Source organism: Gemmatimonadota bacterium, from assembly GCA_040388535.1.
Lineage (GTDB): Bacteria > Gemmatimonadota > Gemmatimonadetes > Gemmatimonadales > GWC2-71-9 > Palsa-1233.
Map to the genome: position 1 here is coordinate 308,632 of JAZKBR010000001.1, position 15,388 is coordinate 324,019.

Here is a 15,388-nt window from a genome sequence, read left to right on the forward strand (position 1 = left end):
AACGCAGTGAGGGGGCGGAACTATCACTTTCCCGGATAGCGCCGCCCCCTCGCTTTGCTCAGGGCGACAGATCTGTCATCTGTCATCTGTCATCTGATCACACAATCCCCGGCAAATTCGATCGACTCGTCCCGGGGCCCCAGTCGTCATCGTCGTGACCTTCCTCGTCGGCGAGGGCCTCGTTGATCGGCCGCGCGCCGGCTTCCCGGACTTCGCGCTCCGCCGCCTCGAGTTCGTCCTCATCCACCGGCGTGACGACATCGTCTTCGGGGGCCGCGACCGGCCGCCCCTTGCCGAGTCCGAGGAACCAGACGAGAAAGGCGGCAAGTACGGCAAAAGCGATCAGACTGCTCATGGAGTCGCTCCGTAGGGTTCGGCCCCGGCGGCGCTGACGCGCCAGGCAACGAGAGGGAGTATCGGCCCTGCAGCATCGCCGATGGTGGTGGCAGCAAGCACGCCCTGCTCTGCTGCGAATGCGGCCTCGGCCGTGCGCGCATGGACAACCGCGAGGCGATCGCCACGCGAAACCGCAGCGCCGGGTTTCGCGAACACCTCGAGCCCGACATCGGGGAGCACCGAGTCGGTGGCGACTTTACGACCGCCACCAAGCTCGCTGATTACGCGCCCCAGCGCACGCGGCTCGACCTGGCTCACGATGCCGTCGCGCTCGGCCAGCACCTCGCGCTGGACCGGCGCCCGCGCGAGGCGTTCAGGGTGATCGACTACCGCCGGATCTCCGCCCTGCGCCTCGACCATCTGTCTCAGCACGTCCAGCGCGGCGCCCGAGCTGATGGTTCGCTCCAGCCGAGCACGAGCGGCGGCGGCATCGGTCTCGAGCTTCGAGAGGAGGAGCATCTCGATGCCGAGCGCATAGGTGACCTCCATCAGGTCGTCGGGGCCATGGCCGCGCAACCCCTCGATCGACTCGACGATTTCGATGGCATTACCGCAGGCGACGCCGAGCGGACGGTCCATCGCCGTGATCAGCACGACCGTGGGACAGCCTCGCGCCTCGCCAAGTGAAATCATCGAACGCGCCAGTTCGAGCGCCCGAGATTCCTCGGGGAGGAAGGCGCCGGAGCCGATCTTCACATCGAGGACCAGGCCGGTGAGCCCTTCGGCGAGCTTTTTCGACATGATGCTCGCACTGATGAGCGGGATCGACTCCACCGTGGCGGTCACGTCGCGCAAGGCATAGAGCTTTCGGTCGGCGGGGACGACTTCTGCCGTCTGGCCGAGCATCGCGGCGCCGATGCGCCGGACCTGCGCTTCCGCTTCCTGCAACGAGAGCGAGGTGCGGAACCCGGGGATTGCCTCGAGCTTGTCGAGCGTGCCACCGGTATGCCCCAGCCCGCGACCCGACATCATCGGCACGAGCACGCCGCATGCCGCCAGCATTGGCGCCAGCAGGAGCGACGTCTTGTCGCCGACACCACCGGTGGAGTGCTTGTCGACTCGCGGTCGTGTCTCGCCCGTGAAGTGCAATCGATCGCCGGAGTCGAGCATCGCATCCGTAAGAGCCGCGAGTTCCTCGGTGGCGAGGCCGCGATAGAAGACGGCCATTGCAAGTGCCGCCATCTGGTAGTCGGGGACGTCGCCGGTGGTGTAGTGGCGGATCAGCTCGCGCCATTCGTCACCGGTGAGTGTACCGCCGTCTCGCTTGCGTTCGATCAGGCGTGGGACGACCATTCAGCCTCGGGCCGCAGCGGCCCCGGATCTTCGAGAAGAGTGATGACCAGCGTATCCCGCATTGCATCATGCATCGTGCTTTCTGCCCTGGCCCTGCTGGGGCCTCGGCGCCTCGCGGCCCAGGAAAGCGCCCTGGCGCGCGGCACGACGGCGATGCTCAGCTATGACTACCTCGGCGCCCGACGCGCGCTCGAGCAGGCCGTCAAGGAAGAGCCAGACAGTTACGAAGCCAACTGGCGACTCGCCATGACGCTGGTCAACATCGGCCAGCAAACCCCGGACAACCAGAAGAGTCCCGCGCGGGACTCACTGTACGCCCAGGCCGAAAGCTACGCTCGTCGGGCCGTGACTGCGAAGCCATCGGGCGCCGATGGCCATTTTGCCCTCGGGACGGCGGTCGGCCGTGCCTCGCTGACGCTGGGGGTGCGTGAGCGGATCAAGCGCGCCGCCGAGATCTATCGGGAGGCGCATAACGCCATCGACCTCGACCCGAAGCACGACGGCGCGTACCACCTGCTCGGCCGCTGGCACGCCGAGATCATGCGACTCTCCTCGTTGCAGAAGTTCTTCGCGAAAAGCTTCCTCGGGGCGGATATCTTCAATCGTGCCTCATGGGACGAAGCCGAGCACAATCTCCGCACCGCCGTCGAGCTGGATCCGCGACGGATGTTCCACCATCTCGATCTCGCCGAGGTGCTGGTGAACCGGGAGCGGTGGCGGGAGGCGAAGCGGGAAGTGGACCTGATTCTCACCATGTCGCCGGTCGAGCCGATGGACCTCACCTATCGACGGCGCGCACAGGAGTTGAGCACTGTCATCGCGGGGAAGTTGAATCGATGAACGAACGGGCAACACCACCGGCTATTGCGGCCGAGGCCGAGAGGCTCCGACAGCAGCTGACCCAGGCGAGCCGCGAGTACTACGAACTCGATCACCCCACCATTTCCGATGCGGAATACGATCTCCTCTTCCGGCGACTCCAGTCGCTGGAAGCGGAGCACCCCTCGCTCGTCGTCGAGAGTTCGCCGACGCAACGAGTGGGCGGCGCGCCGTCGTCGCAGCTCACCAAGCACACCCACTTGCGTCCGATGCTGTCGCTGGCAAATGCGTTCTCCGACGAAGAGCTCGTCGCGTGGGAAGAGCGCAATGCGAGGCTCACGCCCGCGGTGCGGACCGCCGGCTACACGGTCGAAGTGAAGATCGACGGCACCGCGATCTCGCTGACCTATCGCGACGGCATACTGCAAAGCGGGGCGACCCGTGGTAACGGCAGCGTGGGCGAGGTGGTGACCGCAAACCTGCGCACAATCGACGACATTCCCTTGCGCCTGACCGGCGCTGGCTGGCCCGCCCTGATGGAAGTCCGCGGCGAGGTGTATTTCGCCCATCGCGCCTTCGCGAAGATGAATGCCCAGCGCGAGGCCGACGGCGACCCACCCTTCGCCAATCCGCGGAACGCGGCTGCCGGTGCGTTGCGTCAGCTCGACCCGGCGATCACCCGGAGCCGTCGCCTGCGCAGCTTCGCGTTCCACGTCGAGGCAATCGAAGGTACGCTCGCGGCCACGAGTCATCACGAGATGCTGGCGCAGCTGAGCGCCTGGGGATTCCAGGTCGAGCCCCATCACGCACGCTGCGGCTCACTCGCGGAGGTGTTCAGCCGCGTGGCGAAGCTCGAAACCACCTTGCCCACGCTTCCCTTCGATGCCGACGGTGTGGTCGTGAAGGTCGATCGGCGTGATTTGCAGGATGAACTCGGGACGATTTCCGATCGCGAACCGCGCTGGGCGATTGCCCGCAAGTTCGCGCCGGAAGTCGCCGTGACGAAGCTGCTCGACATCAAGGTGAACGTCGGTCGCACGGGCGCCCTGGCGCCATGGGCCGTGCTCGAACCGGTCGAACTCGGTGGCGTGACCATCAGCAGCGCGACGCTGCACAACGAAGATCAGATCGCCCAGAAGGAAATTCGCATCGGCGACTGGGTCGAGGTGATCCGCGCGGGCGAGGTCATCCCGCAGGTGGTGGGGCCGCTCCGCGAACGGCGTGATGGCAGCGAGGTTCCCTTCGCGCCGCTCACGCACTGCCCGATCTGCGGGACCCCCGCCATTCGCGACCCCGACGAATCGGCGCGCTACTGCCCGAATGTGCTCTGCCCGGGGCGACTGCTCGAGGGAATCATTCATTTTGCCTCTCGCGACGCGATGGACATTCGCGGACTCGGTGCCGAGCGGGTGCGGCAGCTCCTCGACGCCGACCTGATCCACGATGTGAGTGACCTCTACACCTTGTCGGTTGCCCAGCTGCTCGAGCTCGATCGTTTCGCTGAACAATCGGCGACCCAACTCGTTGCGGCGATCGCGACCTCGCGGCAGCGGCCGTTCTCCGTCCTGCTCTTCGCCCTCGGCATCCGCCATGTCGGGAAGACCGTGGCGCTTGCCATCGCGCGGGCCTTCGGCTCCCTGGCGACACTTCGGGCTGCGAGTGAGGAACAGATCGCCGAGGTCCCCGGCGTCGGTCCGACGATCGCGACCGCGCTCCGGAGCTATTGCGACGATGCGGCCTCGGCGGGGCTGCTCGATCGGCTGGTCGAACGTGGGCTCAACACGGCGGAGCCGCAGGCCGAGAGCATCACCGGGCCGCTCACCGGGGAATCGGTCGTCCTGACGGGTTCGCTGCCGAACCTGACCCGGTCAGAGGCGGCCAGGCGGATTGCTGCCGCAGGTGGGGTGGTCGTGGCAAGCGTCACGAAGAAGACGACGCTGGTGGTGGCCGGCGCTGATGCCGGTGAGAAGCTCGAGAAGGCGACCAAGCTGGGCATCCCGGTGATCGACGAGGCCGGGCTCTTGCGGCGCATCGGCCCCGACGCCTAGCTTCGCCTTCCCAGCCACCACGGTCCCCGATGCCCAGCTTCACCATCGCGCCTGAATCCCTGCATCGTCTGCGTCATCGCCTGCAGGCCGCTGGCGCCAATACCGCCGCTGACATCCTGCAGGATGCCGGTTTCGCGACCGGTGAGGCGCTCTTCGATCTCTGGCGCAACCAGATCGCCGCGCATACCGGCCTCGATGACGCTGGTCGGCTCGATATGCGCTGGTTCGGGCCGCTGCTGGACGAGGTCTGTGTCGAGCTGGGGTGGGGGTCGCTCACGGTCACGCCGCTGGCCGAACGCGCGGTTCTGCTCGAAGGCGGGGAATGGGCCGAAGCAGAACCGGGGAGCAGCGAACATCCATCGTGCCATTTTTCCTGCGGGCTCTTCGCCGCCTTCCTGACGGCACAGGCGGGGGCGCCGATGTCCGTGCTCGAGGTGGAGTGTCTCTCGCGCGGTGATTCGGCCTGCCGATTTCTCGCGGGATCCACCGCGACCCTGGCGACGGTCTACGACGTGCTCGCCGCCGGGCGGCCGTGGCGCGAGGCCTTCCGCCCGGGCGATTTCCCCGCCTGAGTCAGCCGGCCAGCCAGCCGCGCAGATCGGGCCTGGTCACCAGTTCGCCACCCTCGACCACTTCACGATCCCAGGGCAACACGATTGCCTTGGCGGTCTCGAAAGCGTGAAAGTCCGGATTCCAGCGACCGGTCTTGAAAGAGACGGCGGTGCGGACCGCCGCTGGCCTCGCTCCGTTGATGGCGTGGAGCGCGAGCTTGAGGGTGTCGCCGGTATCGCAGGTCTCGTCGACGAGCAGCACCCGCTTCCCGGCGATCGACGGGGGTGGTCCCGAGAGCAGTTCGGGGTCGGCGCCTTCGCTGGTGCGGGCGATCCCGATCGCCACGAAATCGCGTTGCAGAATGGTGGCGATGATCGCCGCCGGGATCACGCCTGCCTTCGCGATCCCCACCACAATCTCGGGGTCATACTCCCGCGACACGTGGAGGGCGAGGGCACGGCAGAGCTCGCCGAAGAAGGCCCAGTCGACTTCCAGCGCATCACGGGTTGGTTCCGGACGGAGACGCGGCACGGGAGCCTCGACGGGAAAGGTGGGGACCAGTGGAACCCCTGCTGCCAACCTACCCCTCCGACAGCGCCGCCGCCAATCGCGTTGCCCCACCTGCCAGCGCGGCCTAAGTTTGGCGGGATGCCACAACACTTCGGCGTGACCCGGCGATGAACTGGTGGAAGCGGATCCTCACGGGCGAGGAGGCCTCGGTCAAGCCGCAACGGCTCGATTACCTCAATGAGGGACTCGCGCTGGAGCGTCAGGGCGATTTCGAAGGTGCCGTGACATCGTACCAGCTCGCCCTGCGCGACGAGCCCACCAGCGTCAAGGTGCTGCAGTACATCGCGATTGCGCTTTCCAAGACGTCGCGCCACGAAGAAGCGATCCGGCACTACCGGCGTGCCCTCGAACTGACGCCCGATCTTCCCGGGGCCCACTACGGGCTCGCCTTCCTGTTGCTGCGACGCGGCGACAGCGCGCGAGCGGCCGAACACTTGCGCGCCTTTCTCTCCAAGCCGCCACGCGATCCGGAAATGGCGCGCTGGGTCGGTCACGCTCGCGAGACCCTCGAACGCCTCGGAGCACCGGCGGGAGAATCGTGATGCGACGAGTCGCCCTGCTCCTGGCGCTGGGGGCACTTGCCGCGTGCAGCGCGCTTCCGGTCACCGGTGATGGCGTTGTTGCCCTCGAGATCAGTTACACCCAGCCGCTGGTGTTGCGTCTCGGTCAAACACTCACGCTGCCGGTGCGCGCGGTGAACCAGCAAGGCGATTCGGTTGCCGCCGAGATTCGCTGGCAGACGCCCGACACGACTGCGATCTCGGTCGACTCGGTGAGTGGCGCCATCCTCGCCCGCGTCGGCACCGGAACGGCCCGGGTTCAGGCCCGCGTCGGCACGCTGCATTCCGACCTGATCTCGATCACGTTGCAACCGTGACGCCTGCCACGCTCAACGACATTTTCTTCGGCGCGATCGAGCGGTTTCGCAGTCGCCCGGCGGCGATGCGAGCGCGGCGCAATGGCCGGTGGACGCCGCTATCGCACGAGCAGTTGCTCCAGCGGGTCTTCCATCTTCACTGCGGTCTCCGGGAACTCGGCCTGACCGCCGGCGACCGGATGGCCATCCTCTCGGAAAACCGCCCGGAATGGGCGATTGCCGACTACGCCTGCCTCACGGCGCGTCTTGCCGATGTACCGATCTATCCGACGCTGACCGCACAGCAGGCCTGCTTCATCCTGCGCAACTCGGGCGCCAAGGGGATCTTCGTCTCGTCGCATGCGCTACTGGCCGAGGTGCTTCAGGGGCGCAGCTCAGTGCCCGACCTGCAACACATCGTCGTCTTTGACGACGGACCGTACCCCGAAGGCGTGATCGGGCTGCAGGAACTCGAAGCGCGCGGCGCTGCAGCTGCGGGTCGCTATGGCGACTGGATGGACGAAGCCAGGCAGGTGCAGGCCGGCGATCTCGCCACCATCATCTACACCTCGGGCACCACCGGCGACCCGAAGGGCGTGATGCTCAGTCACGGCAACATCACCAGCAACGTGGTGGCATCACTGCAGGTCCTCGAGATCACGGCCGAGGATGAATGCCTCTCCTTCCTGCCACTGTCGCACATCTTCGAGCGAATGGTCGGGCACTATACCATGCTCCAGGCCGGGACGGTCATCAACTACGCGACCAGCATGGACGCGCTGCTCACCGAGATGGGCGAGGTGCGCCCAACGATCCTCGCGTCGGTGCCGCGGATGTACGAGAAGATCTATACGCGGACCCTGGACAGTGCGATGTCGGGGGGCGTGATCAAGCGGGCGATCTTCGAATGGGCCAGGGCGACGGGCGAGAAGCGGCTCGAATACACGCTGGCGCATCGCACCGTTCCGGGGGGTCTCGCGTTCGGGCACAGGGTGGCGGATCTGCTCGTCTTCTCGAAGTTGCGCGCCCGGCTCGGCGGACGACTCCGCTTCGGAGTGTCGGGGGGCGCACCACTCAACCCCGACATCTGCCGCTTCTTCATCGCCGCCGGTTTGCCGGTGCTCGAGGGATATGGTCTGACCGAGACGTCACCGGTGATGACGGTGAACACCTTCTCGCTGCTGAAGCCCGGCACCGTGGGGCGCCCGATTCCTGGCGTGGAAGTCACCATCGCCAACGACGGCGAGATCCTGACGCGCGGCCCGAACGTGATGCTCGGCTATTTCAACCTCCCCGAGGCCACGGCGCAGGCCATCGATGCCGAGGGCTGGTTTCATACCGGTGACGTGGGGCTGATCGATGCCGACGGCTGCCTCAAGATCACCGATCGCAAGAAGGACCTGATCGTGACCGCCGGCGGGAAGAAGATCGCGCCACAGCCGATCGAAGCGCTGCTCAAGACCAACAAGTTCTTCCTCAATGCGGTGATGCTCGGCGACAAACGCAAGTTTCCGATCATGCTGTTGGTGCCGAACCAGAGCGCTGTCACGCAGTGGCTCGCCATCAAGGGGCGGACGCTCAAACAGGGCGAGGACATTGCCCAGCTGCCCGATGTGCAGGAGAAGCTCGAGCGCGAGGCACGCAAGAGCCTGCGCGACCTGGCTCGCTTCGAGATGCCGAAGAAGTTTCTGGTGCTGCCGCACGATTTCTCGATTGAGCGGGGAGAACTCACCCCAAAGATGTCGGTCCGACGAAAGGTCGTGGAGGAGCACTACCAGGCGCAGATCGAGAATCTCTATGTCGACGCCTGACGCGCGCTAGCGCCGCCGGACCACCCATACACCATCGGCCTCGGCGAGCAGTTCGACCCCCGGTACATCGAGGGGCGGTGCACCGACGCCCACCGCGCGAAGCCCCGGGAGTACCGAGCGAACCGCAGCCACCTGCCACTCGGCGGCGTCGGCTCCCACGATGACTCCACGCATCGAGTGCTCCTTGAGGGGCCACGCGCCACTCCGCAACACACTTACCCGCTCAGCCGGCACGACGCTTTCTGGCGGATTGATGGCCACGATGGCGACGCCAGCAAGCAGCTCCGCGAGTTCCCTGGCGAGGGCGCCGGCCGAACCCGCGAGCGCAAGCCAACCGCCCGGCCCCGAGATACCGAGCAAGGCAACCGCCGACACGGCATCGCATGGCGGCGCTGCCACCGATGGCGCTCCACCACCGAAATCAGGAATGCCATTGGTCCAGGCGCAGTTCCAGCCGCATGCAGGACAGCCGAGGTGTCCCGCAATCACCTCTCGGCCGGACATCTGATCGGGGAGCAGCACGAGAAAGGCTTCCTCGTGCGACTGGGGACAGCGCAGGTGATCTGTAAGCTCGATATGCACAGCGATCAGGGCCGGAACTCGACCCAGGTCATCGCGCCGGGTCGCACCCGGACCGATCGCGTGATTCGCTTGCCGTCGATGACGACAAAGAGGGTGTGGAGACCCGCCGGCACGTCGGTGAGGGCGAACTGCTCGCCATAAACCGGATGCGGGCGATTGCGCGGGCCATACGTTTCGGCAAAGACGAATGGCGTCTCGGCCGGCAACGGCTTCTTCACACCGTAGATGTGCGCCTGCGGAATCGCCTTCCCTGCTGCATCGACCACCGTGCCTGCGATCAGACCGGTGCCAGGCAGCGGCGTGATCCATAGTTCAGGATTGGTGGTATAGGGCGGGTAACGATTGAGCGAGTCGACGATCGGCTTCACCGAGTCGGTCGGTGCCAGGTGCACTTCGAGGTGCATATGATCGTTGGTGGCCCTGCCGGTATGACCAACTTCAGAGATGATATCACCACGAGCAACGCGATCACCTACCGAAGTGCGCAACCTGGAGTTGTGGTAGTACACCGAGAAGACGAAGAACTTCTTGTCGGCGATCGTCAGCATGGTGTCGTGACGGATCGAGACCGTGAGCGCGCCCCGTTCCGCTCGGCCCGCGTACACCACGGTGCCACTGCCGATGGCGTGCACCAGCGTGCCATCAGGGTTATTGAATTCGATCCCCTGATGTGGCTGGAAGAACCCACCCATGGTCGAGCCCCAGCGGTAGGTCTGGTCATTCATGTCATTGTCGGCATGACCGATCGGGCGGGCAAACCAGGGCGACCAGCCCTTGGCACTTCCCGCGACAGGGCCGGCAACAGGCACGAGCCCGATCGGCGCGACCGAAACCGCGGCACCGAGTCGCTGGTCGGCCACCACGCACGCTGCGTCATGCTCTCCGCTGGCGGCGCGCAGGCACTGCCCGAGCGGGAGAAAGGCAGTACGGTGCCCGAGGAGACGCAGGCCGAGTGACGAGGCGCGGGCCCGTGGCGGCGCAGCGAACCCGAGCAGATATTCGCTGGGCAACACCGCGAGCATGGTGTCGGCGGGCCCCTTGGCCGGCGGCCCCACGGCATCGCCGAATGCGGTCCAGTGGGCGCCGTCGTCGGTCGTTACCTGCAAGCCGTCGGCGGTCGCAATCGCGACGGTGTCGCCACGAATCAGGATGCCATCGGGCGCGACGTATTGCCACTCGGGGCCGAGCTGGGTGAAGGTCCAGTTCTTCCAGCTCTTCCCGCCATCGAGTGATACGCCCCAGCCGTTACCGATGGTACCGTACCAGATCTGGCCGCGCGCGCCAAAGGCGATGGCATTGATGAAGTTCATCGAGATCGAGGTCTTGCTGGTGTCATTCACGAGGCGGCGCAGCGGCTTCTTGCCGGAGGCGATGTAGATGCCGCGACCGTAGGTGCCGACCCAGATGTCGCCGTTGGGGGCTTTCGCGGAGGTGAGGGCGATCGTGGGGATTCCGGCGGAGTCTGGTAGGGCTGGTGGCGCGACCTGGTGGTGCCGCCCTTGGGCGGCACCGGTCTCCGCGTCACGCGGAGTCAGGGCTTTGGCATAGAGCGGAGATCCGTGCCGCGCGAGCGCGGCACCACCAAGGGTTCCGAACAGCAAGAGAACTCCGCGCGTCATCGGCTCGCCCCCATCCGGATCTCCTCGATCTGCACGTGGCCCGGCTGCATTGCTGCGAAGTGGATCGCCGCAGCGACATCGTCGACACAGAGCATATCGGCACGATTTGGCAGGTCGCCGCGCGAGTCAGGATCGAGCGGATCCCAGACCGAGGTATCGGTCGGGCCTGGCGAAATCAGGGTGCAGCGCACGCCACTCCCACGGCACTCCTCCAGCAGGACCTCATGCAGCCCGCGTGCACCGAACTTGCTCGCGGCATACGCTGCGTTGCCGGCGTACGCCTTGTGGTCTGCCACACTCCCGACCAGGAGATGCGCGCCGCTGCCGCGTTCCCGCATTGCCGGGAGAAATTGCCGCGCGATGGCGAGTGGCGCCTCGAGATTGATCGCGAGCTGCTCGCGCAGCAGGGCGTCGCTGGTGTCTTCGAGTGGGGCCATCAGGAAGGCTCCGGCATTGCTCACGATGACGTCGGGAAGGCCGATTTCTTCCGAGATCAGGTGCAGCACTCGCGCGCGGTCGGCGGGGTCGGCGAGGTCGACGCGGTAGTCGCGGCTCCCTGGAAGGGGAGGCAGTGCGCTGCGGGCGAGCCGGATGACGGTGGCGCCATCAGCCGCGAACCGTTTCGCCGTCGCAGCGCCGATGCCGCGCGACGCGCCGGTCACGAGGACCACAGCAGGGTTCACCTTACGCTCCGGTGTATTCGACAAAGTTGCGCGGCGTTTCCCACAGGCGCACACAGGCGAGCTTCCCTGCGGGAATCCGGTGCTCGAGCTGCTCCCAGATGAAGCGCGCGATATTCTCGGCCGAGGGCAGGTGGGTCGCGAACCACGGGACGTCGAGGTTCAGATTCCGGTGATCCAGCAAACCATGGACGTGTTCGTCGAAGAGGGCATTGAGAATCCCCACATCAACGACGTAGCCGGTCTCGAGGCTGATCTCCCCCGCGACACAGAGTTCGACCTCGTAGTTGTGGCCGTGATAGTTGGCGTTATTGCACGGTCCGAACGTGGCGCGGTTCCACTCGTCGGAGTGTGCGGGGTTGTGGAGGCGATGGGCCGCGTTGAAGTGCACGCGACGGACAACAAGAGCGCGGGGCATTTGCGGAATCCCGGGTGAACGGGCGATGGCAGGGAGGTGTATTTCGAAGCCCGTGGAGAAACGCTTTGGCACCCTCTCCCTGTCGTCCGTCTTCCCCCGAGGGGCATGGCGTCGGACCTGGAATGTGGGCCCATCCTCGGACCTGTTGGCTCGAAACGTTGGTTCCCCACCACCGTCCGCCCACCGCTATAATATGGGCACGCATCACAGCGGTCAACGCGACTGATTTCCTTACACCACAGGAGCAACGATGGTGGAACTCCCGATCGGCATCCTGTGCCTCATCGTCTGGGGCGTGCTGCAATTCAAGGTGCAGCCTGCCACAGCCTGGTACCACATCCTGCTGGCCGCTGGCGTGATCCTCGCCGTTCGCGGAATCGCCCGTTCTCGCTGGGGCACCCTGGAACCGCGTTGACGCTGCTAGCGCCAGATGCTGGCGGCGCGCCGGGCCGCATCTTCGAGAACGGCGGGTGGGGCGACCATCGACATCCGCAGATACTCCGCTCCACCGGTACCAAAACCGCTCCCGGGGGTCAGCACGATCCCTTCGCGGGACAGTAGCAACTCGGTGGCCTCCCAGTCGGTCATGCCCGCGGGCACCGGCAACCAGAGATACATGGCTGCCGCGGGAAGCTCTACCCTGAACCCGCCCGAGGCGAATCCTGTTCCCGCAGCCTCGAAGCGCTCGCGGTAGCCGGCTCGAAGTAGTGACGACAGTTCTTCTGCGCGCTCGAACGCCGTTGCCGCTGCCAGTTGAACCACCGTCGGTGCGCCATACCCGACCAAATTGCGGCACGCGTTGAGCGCCCGACAGACCTCCGGACTCCCCACCACCATACCGACCCGCAGGCCTGCCATCGAGAAGTTCTTCGAGCCGGAATGAATCTCGATCGCCGTATCGAGGGCACCCGGGACCTGCAGCACGCTGGGCGCCGGTTCACCGCGGAAGGTCAATTCGCTATAGGCAAGATCACTCACGAACAGGATGTCGTTGGCGCGGGCAAACGCCACTGCCTCGGCGAGTCGATCGAGCGAGGTGACCGCACATGTCGGGTTGTTGGGGAAGTTCAGCACCAGCACCTTGGCGCGGCGACGAAGATCGGCCGACACCGCTCCCAGGTCCGGCCACCATTCACCCGCGGCCGAGACTGGCAGGGCGACGGTCTCGGCGCCAACGGCCATCGCAGCGCGCTCGTAGACCGGGTACGCCACGTCAGTGATGAGGACCACGTCGCCGGCATTGCAGTAGGTCTGGATCACCTGAGCAAGCGCCTCCTTCGCGCCCGCGGTCGGAACCAGTTGAGTCATCGGATCCACCGTGGCGCCAAACCGGCGCTCGAGGAACCCCGCAAAGCTGCGCTTGAATGTCGGATCACCGGTGAAGTCGGGATAGCCGTGACGCGACCGATCGTGCACCGCGGTAGCGAGCGACTCGATGATGGCATCGGGCATCGGCTGATCAGGGGAGCCGAGTGACAGATCGACGATCGCGGCACCGGTCGCGAGCCGGGCGCGCTTCTTTTCGGCGAGCGTGGCGAAGACGTACGGCTTGATCCGCTGCAGGCGTTCAGTTGGAACGGGCACATGCACTCACAAGGTCACGGGGAATGGGCGTCGGCGCGGAGGATTGTGGCAGGTCTCCGCAACGGATGCAACACCCCCGTACGACTCCGGATCAGGCTCGTACGAGATCCGGTCGGAGCGTCGCCGCGCCCCGGAGATAGACGTGCCTCGGCGCAGATTCCTGCCAGTCACGTTGCACGTGTACCAGCACGCGCAGACAGCGAGGCATGCCTCCCGGTACCGCAATCTCCTGCATGCAGAGCAGCGGCACGTGATGCCACCCCGCGCGACGAGCCGTCTCGGCCGGAAACGCCGCCGTGAGATCGGGAGTGACGGTGAAGATGGCACTGATCACTTCGGTGTCGGCAAAGTGATTTTCCCGGCGCACCTCTCGCAGCAACTCGAGGACCGCCTCGCGGATTGCCGCCGCGTCGTCGCTGGCGACGGTAATAGCGCCGCGGATCGCCCGGACGTCGGGCACCGCCAGCCATCGTCGCACCCATCGCCGGATCACGCGGCCACCTCGGCGCGCACTGCGGTCGCGATGACGACGAAGCGAGTGCAATTGTCGCCGCGGTCGGCGATATCGTGCGCCAGGACCTCGAGGCCATACAATTCTGCGGCCTCGACCCCGGCGATCGCTGCGCGGGTGTAGTCGCGGTCCGCGGCGATGCTGCGGGCGGCACCGGCGGTATCATCGACCGCCCGCATCTGCAGGCCGCGCTCGGACAGCCATCCGGCACACTGCGCCAGCGCCGCGGGATGACTCTCGACCCAGCGGATCCCCGCCACCCTGGCGCCCGGAAGTGCGAGCAGGCACTGACGGATCGGAAAGGTGGCATCCTCGACAATGACGAGCCCCGCTTCAGTGCGCAGTGCCGCCTGCGCCTCACGCACCTCACCGATCACCGAGTTCTCGATCGGGAGGATGCCGAGCTCGACACGACCCTGCGCCACCGCACGGACGACCGACGCGAAATCGCTCATCGCCTGGCGCTTGGCCCGCGGGAAGAGCTCGCGCGCCGCGAGCCACGAGAACGCGCCGGGGGCACCCTGATAGGCAATGCGAGTCATGTCGTTCCTCCAAAACGAAAAAGCCCCCTCGAGTATTGAGGAGGCTTCGGGACTGGTGCGTCGCGGTATTGCTAGCGCGTGCGCCTGTGCCCGACCCCCTCAGTGAGGAAGGCCGTAAAGCGATAGGCGAAGGTAAACATTGCGCGAGGCATGGTGACTCAGGTTACCGGGTGCAGGGGGAGGGCGTCAAGGGGAGGGCGTCACGGGGGCCACCACCCGCGTCCGGGCGAGCGCGAGGCGGAGTCCGTCGGCGAGCTTGTCGGGCGCACCGACCCCGTAGAAATGCAGGAAGAGCAAGCGCGGTTCCTCGGCCAGCAGGTGACTGTGCAGTGCCGTCACGGCGATGGCATTCGCGGTCAGGGCGTTGATCACGGGCTGTACTTCGTCCGCCGCGAGGACAAAATCACCGGTCACCGCGACGAGATTCCTGCCCGCCGACTGGACATTGATAGCCGTTGCGACGCCCATTGACGGCGGGATAAGCATCCCGCCGGAGCGAATCGAATCCTGGCGCGCGATGGCGATCTGCAGCACCCCACCCACGACCTTGCCGCGGTATCCAAGGCGATTGACGATGAGCGCCGTGTCGAGCCGGCTGTCGACCGGGGTGGCCGCGCCGCTCGTCGCGGGGGTACCCGTGAGTGCGAGCGCAGCCCGGATCGCCCGCGCGATCTGCACCGCGTCGCCGTGGGCCTCGACGTGCATGTACATCACGTGAGGCGATTCATTCAGGAGATGATTGTGCAATGCGGAGGGGACGATCGCGGACGACTGCAGACTGCGTCGCACCGGTTCGACTTCCGACGGCAGCAGCACGAGGTCGCCCATGGCCATCGCTTGCGTTCCCTCACGCTGGAAGGCGATCCACGAGCCGAGAGCAAAGGTGGGCCGAAGTGTGACCGCGCCGATCCGGACCCGGAGGTCGGCGCGCGGCATCCCGAACTTGTGAACACCGCCAGGGAGCACCGTGGCGGTGCGACCCATGGCAGCGTCGACAGCCTTCCAGTCATCACCCTGAGCGAGCAGCGACGCTGGCAGGAGCAGAGCGAGTGAGAGCGCGGTACGCAGGGCGGTGGCAGACATAGGGTCCCCTGGAAATGGCGAGTG

18 protein-coding genes are annotated in these 15,388 nt (G+C 66.1%); 7 read left to right on the forward strand and 11 right to left on the reverse strand.

Going from position 1 to position 15,388, the window contains the following annotated elements; translation table 11 throughout:
- Nucleotides 1-97 precede the first annotated feature (97 nt).
- Both V4558_01430 and V4558_01435 read right to left on the reverse strand, forming a co-directional pair.
- Nucleotides 98-355, reverse strand: coding sequence for a hypothetical protein (locus V4558_01430; protein ID MES2304134.1), 258 nt, complete (start codon nt 353-355; stop codon nt 98-100).
- Entirely contained in the window at nt 352-1,689 is a 1,338-nt protein-coding gene (locus V4558_01435; GenBank protein MES2304135.1) for a thymidine phosphorylase, read from the reverse strand. The genes V4558_01430 and V4558_01435 overlap by 4 nt, the downstream gene beginning before the upstream one ends.
- Nucleotides 1,690-1,764: 75 nt before the next feature.
- On the opposite strand from V4558_01435, the gene V4558_01440 reads away from it, so the two are divergent.
- Genes V4558_01440 through V4558_01450 form a run of 3 tightly spaced genes read left to right on the forward strand, consistent with a single transcriptional unit; the run spans nt 1,765 to nt 5,128 of the window.
- Complete coding sequence (locus V4558_01440) at nt 1,765-2,529, forward strand: hypothetical protein (GenBank protein MES2304136.1); 765 nt, start codon at nt 1,765-1,767, stop codon at nt 2,527-2,529.
- A complete protein-coding gene (gene ligA, locus V4558_01445) occupies nt 2,526-4,556 on the forward strand; it encodes an NAD-dependent DNA ligase LigA (protein ID MES2304137.1) in 2,031 nt (676 codons plus the stop codon). The genes V4558_01440 and ligA overlap by 4 nt, the downstream gene beginning before the upstream one ends.
- A 29-nt stretch (nt 4,557-4,585) precedes the next feature.
- A complete protein-coding gene (locus tag V4558_01450) occupies nt 4,586-5,128 on the forward strand; it encodes a V4R domain-containing protein (GenBank protein ID MES2304138.1) in 543 nt (180 codons plus the stop codon).
- Nucleotide 5,129: 1 nt separating this feature from the next.
- Here V4558_01450 and V4558_01455 read toward each other — a convergent pair whose 3' ends face one another.
- Complete coding sequence (locus V4558_01455; GenBank protein MES2304139.1) at nt 5,130-5,639, reverse strand: phosphoribosyltransferase family protein; 510 nt, start codon at nt 5,637-5,639, stop codon at nt 5,130-5,132.
- 146 nt (nt 5,640-5,785) lie between these two features.
- Here V4558_01455 and V4558_01460 point away from each other — a divergent pair, with 146 nt between their 5' ends.
- From V4558_01460 to V4558_01470, 3 genes are read left to right on the forward strand one after another with little or no spacing between them, the layout of a single operon-like run.
- Nucleotides 5,786-6,220: a tetratricopeptide repeat protein gene (locus tag V4558_01460; protein MES2304140.1), complete on the forward strand. Its 435-nt coding sequence runs from the start codon at nt 5,786-5,788 to the stop codon at nt 6,218-6,220.
- The gene (locus V4558_01465) at nt 6,220-6,555 is read left to right on the forward strand and encodes a hypothetical protein (GenBank protein MES2304141.1); all 336 of its coding nucleotides are present in this window, start codon (nt 6,220-6,222) and stop codon (nt 6,553-6,555) included. The genes V4558_01460 and V4558_01465 overlap by 1 nt, the downstream gene beginning before the upstream one ends.
- Entirely contained in the window at nt 6,552-8,345 is a 1,794-nt protein-coding gene (locus V4558_01470) for a long-chain fatty acid--CoA ligase (protein MES2304142.1), read from the forward strand. The genes V4558_01465 and V4558_01470 overlap by 4 nt, the downstream gene beginning before the upstream one ends.
- Nucleotides 8,346-8,351: 6 nt before the next feature.
- On the opposite strand, the gene V4558_01475 is transcribed toward V4558_01470, so the two are convergent.
- The 4 genes from V4558_01475 to V4558_01490 are packed head-to-tail and all read right to left on the reverse strand — an operon-like array spanning nt 8,352 to nt 11,644.
- Nucleotides 8,352-8,927 carry a hypothetical protein gene (locus V4558_01475; GenBank protein MES2304143.1) on the reverse strand — a complete coding sequence of 192 codons (576 nt, stop codon included), beginning with the start codon at nt 8,925-8,927 and terminating at the stop codon, nt 8,352-8,354.
- 5 nt (nt 8,928-8,932) lie between these two features.
- Nucleotides 8,933-10,546, reverse strand: coding sequence for a M23 family metallopeptidase (locus V4558_01480; protein ID MES2304144.1), 1,614 nt, complete (start codon nt 10,544-10,546; stop codon nt 8,933-8,935).
- A complete protein-coding gene (locus V4558_01485) occupies nt 10,543-11,229 on the reverse strand; it encodes an SDR family oxidoreductase (GenBank protein MES2304145.1) in 687 nt (228 codons plus the stop codon). Before V4558_01485 ends, V4558_01480 begins: the two co-directional genes overlap by 4 nt.
- A 1-nt stretch (nt 11,230) precedes the next feature.
- Nucleotides 11,231-11,644 (reverse strand): 6-carboxytetrahydropterin synthase, encoded by a 414-nt coding sequence (locus V4558_01490; protein ID MES2304146.1) that lies wholly within the window; start codon nt 11,642-11,644, stop codon nt 11,231-11,233.
- A 250-nt stretch (nt 11,645-11,894) separates the two neighbouring features.
- On the opposite strand from V4558_01490, the gene V4558_01495 reads away from it, so the two are divergent.
- Nucleotides 11,895-12,059, forward strand: coding sequence for a hypothetical protein (locus V4558_01495; GenBank protein ID MES2304147.1), 165 nt, complete (start codon nt 11,895-11,897; stop codon nt 12,057-12,059).
- Between the two features lie 5 nt (nt 12,060-12,064).
- Here the strand turns inward: V4558_01495 and V4558_01500 are convergent, their stop codons facing one another.
- The 4 genes from V4558_01500 to V4558_01515 form a co-directional block, all read right to left on the reverse strand.
- Nucleotides 12,065-13,228, reverse strand: a complete 1,164-nt coding sequence (locus V4558_01500; protein ID MES2304148.1) for an aminotransferase class I/II-fold pyridoxal phosphate-dependent enzyme — start codon at nt 13,226-13,228, stop codon at nt 12,065-12,067.
- Nucleotides 13,229-13,319: 91 nt separating this feature from the next.
- Nucleotides 13,320-13,721, reverse strand: a complete 402-nt coding sequence (aroH, locus tag V4558_01505; GenBank protein MES2304149.1) for a chorismate mutase — start codon at nt 13,719-13,721, stop codon at nt 13,320-13,322.
- Nucleotides 13,718-14,281, reverse strand: coding sequence for a prephenate dehydratase domain-containing protein (locus tag V4558_01510; GenBank protein ID MES2304150.1), 564 nt, complete (start codon nt 14,279-14,281; stop codon nt 13,718-13,720). Before V4558_01510 ends, aroH begins: the two co-directional genes overlap by 4 nt.
- 186 nt (nt 14,282-14,467) lie before the next feature.
- Nucleotides 14,468-15,364, reverse strand: a complete 897-nt coding sequence (locus V4558_01515; GenBank protein MES2304151.1) for a DUF1259 domain-containing protein — start codon at nt 15,362-15,364, stop codon at nt 14,468-14,470.
- Nucleotides 15,365-15,388: the final 24 nt, after the last annotated feature.

What these genes read in the sequence shown, in the direction of transcription:
- V4558_01430 (MES2304134.1), bottom strand. Translation starts at nt 355, where the DNA reads ATGAGCAGTCTGATCGCTTTTGCCGTACTTGCCGCCTTTCTCGTCTGG.
- V4558_01435 (MES2304135.1), bottom strand. Translation starts at nt 1,689, where the DNA reads ATGGTCGTCCCACGCCTGATCGAACGCAAGCGAGACGGCGGTACACTC.
- ligA (MES2304137.1), top strand. Translation starts at nt 2,526, where the DNA reads ATGAACGAACGGGCAACACCACCGGCTATTGCGGCCGAGGCCGAGAGG.
- V4558_01450 (MES2304138.1), top strand. Translation starts at nt 4,586, where the DNA reads ATGCCCAGCTTCACCATCGCGCCTGAATCCCTGCATCGTCTGCGTCAT.
- V4558_01460 (MES2304140.1), top strand. Translation starts at nt 5,786, where the DNA reads ATGAACTGGTGGAAGCGGATCCTCACGGGCGAGGAGGCCTCGGTCAAG.
- V4558_01465 (MES2304141.1), top strand. Translation starts at nt 6,220, where the DNA reads ATGCGACGAGTCGCCCTGCTCCTGGCGCTGGGGGCACTTGCCGCGTGC.
- V4558_01480 (MES2304144.1), bottom strand. Translation starts at nt 10,546, where the DNA reads ATGACGCGCGGAGTTCTCTTGCTGTTCGGAACCCTTGGTGGTGCCGCG.
- V4558_01490 (MES2304146.1), bottom strand. Translation starts at nt 11,644, where the DNA reads ATGCCCCGCGCTCTTGTTGTCCGTCGCGTGCACTTCAACGCGGCCCAT.
- V4558_01495 (MES2304147.1), top strand. Translation starts at nt 11,895, where the DNA reads ATGGTGGAACTCCCGATCGGCATCCTGTGCCTCATCGTCTGGGGCGTG.
- V4558_01510 (MES2304150.1), bottom strand. Translation starts at nt 14,281, where the DNA reads ATGACTCGCATTGCCTATCAGGGTGCCCCCGGCGCGTTCTCGTGGCTC.
- V4558_01515 (MES2304151.1), bottom strand. Translation starts at nt 15,364, where the DNA reads ATGTCTGCCACCGCCCTGCGTACCGCGCTCTCACTCGCTCTGCTCCTG.